This is a genomic window from Algibacter sp. (genome assembly GCF_049667265.1).
In the GTDB taxonomy this organism is placed as follows: domain Bacteria; phylum Bacteroidota; class Bacteroidia; order Flavobacteriales; family Flavobacteriaceae; genus Algibacter_B.
In genome coordinates this window covers 1-1,621 of the sequence record NZ_JBATHX010000073.1, presented here as the reverse complement: position 1 = coordinate 1,621, position 1,621 = coordinate 1, and the positions used below count along the sequence as shown (strand labels likewise).

Genomic DNA, 1,621 nt, shown 5'->3' with positions numbered 1-1,621 from the left:
TCGTTTTTGCTTTTTTACAAACTTCATCAAACCTATTAACAACTCTGTTCCATTCTTCATTTTCAATATTAGTTAATTCGCTTTTTTTGCTAATTTTTTCATAAAGAAATAAACGGCCAAAACCAGATGGTTTAAAAACTGCAATAGGAATAGCATCTATTTCTTTAGCAAAATCTATAATTTTTAAAACCTTATCTTTTGCTTTATCAAATTCTGTTTCACTTTCTTTACCTTCAACGGAATAATCTAAAACAGAACTTACTCCTTTTTGATACATATTATCAATTACAGATAAACAATCATCTTCATTTACACCACCACAAAATTGGTCGAAAACAGTAGATCTAATCAGCCCTTCTATAGGTAAATGAGCCTTAATGGCAAAATTAGTAGCAGCCGTTCCAATACGAACTAAAGGCTCTATGGAAATCATTTTAAACAAGAAATAAGCACGTTCTAATTCAGAATCTGATTTTAAAGCAAATGCAATCTCTGTATTATCAAAAATTAAATCTGTATTCATATTAATAAAATTTGCATAAAGATAATTATAGCTAAGTTATCATTTTATATAAAATCTCCTTAATTTCACAACCTTAAAAAACAATAAAAATTTCATGGATTCTATTAAGGCAAATGATAGTATGGTTCATTTCAATGACAAATGCTATAATTCTATAAACCAACATATTAAAGAAAATAATTTTTCTAAAATTTTTATTCTCGTTGATGAAAATACTCATGAACATTGCCTTCCAAAATTTTTAGAAAATCTTGATACGGATAAGTCTATTGAAATAATTGAAATAGAATCTGGTGAGATAAATAAAACTATTGATACCTGTGTTGGTGTTTGGAATACACTTTCTGAACTTGATGCAGATAGAAAGAGTTTAATGATTAATATTGGTGGCGGTGTTATTACAGATTTGGGTGGTTTTGTGGCTTGTACATTTAAGCGTGGCATTGCATTCATAAACGTACCCACTACACTATTATCCATGGTTGATGCCTCAGTTGGTGGTAAAACTGGTGTAGATTTAGGACATTTAAAAAATCAAATAGGCGTTATAAGTAATCCTGATTTGGTTCTTATTGACACCAAGTTTCTGGATACATTGCCAAAAGAACAAATGCGCTCTGGATTAGCTGAAATGCTTAAGCATGGGCTAATTACTGGCGAAAGTTACTGGAATAAATTTCAAGATTTATCAAAATTATCTCTTGATGACCTAGATGAATTAATTCATGAATCGGTTATTATAAAAAGAAACGTTGTTGAAGAAGATCCTTTTGAAAATGGCTTACGAAAAACTTTAAATTTCGGTCATACTCTTGGCCATGCTATAGAATCCTATTATCTGAGTAATCCGAACAAAAAAACATTACTTCATGGGGAAGCTATTGTTATAGGAATGATTTTAGCTAGCTATATTTCTTCAGAGTTAACTGGGTTACCAAAGGAAACCACTATGAGAATAAAGAAATTATTTTTGAGTTATTACGATAAGGTTTTAATTGATAAAGAAGATTATCCTGCCATTATTGAGTTACTAAAATATGACAAGAAAAATAATCATGGTAATATCAATTTTGTACTTTTAGAGACTATTGGAAAATG

At 29.5% G+C, this 1,621-nt stretch carries 1 protein-coding gene and 1 pseudogene; one reads left to right on the top strand and one right to left on the bottom strand.

Features of this window, described 5'->3' with window-relative positions:
• Positions 1–523, bottom strand: a pseudogene (locus WBN21_RS02750) (proline dehydrogenase family protein); the annotation flags it as partial.
• Positions 524–617: 94 nt separating this feature from the next.
• Between WBN21_RS02750 and aroB the strand changes: the two are divergent.
• Positions 618–1,621 (top strand): 3-dehydroquinate synthase (aroB, locus tag WBN21_RS02745; protein WP_424197769.1); only part of this gene is annotated, 1,004 nt, incomplete at its 3' end.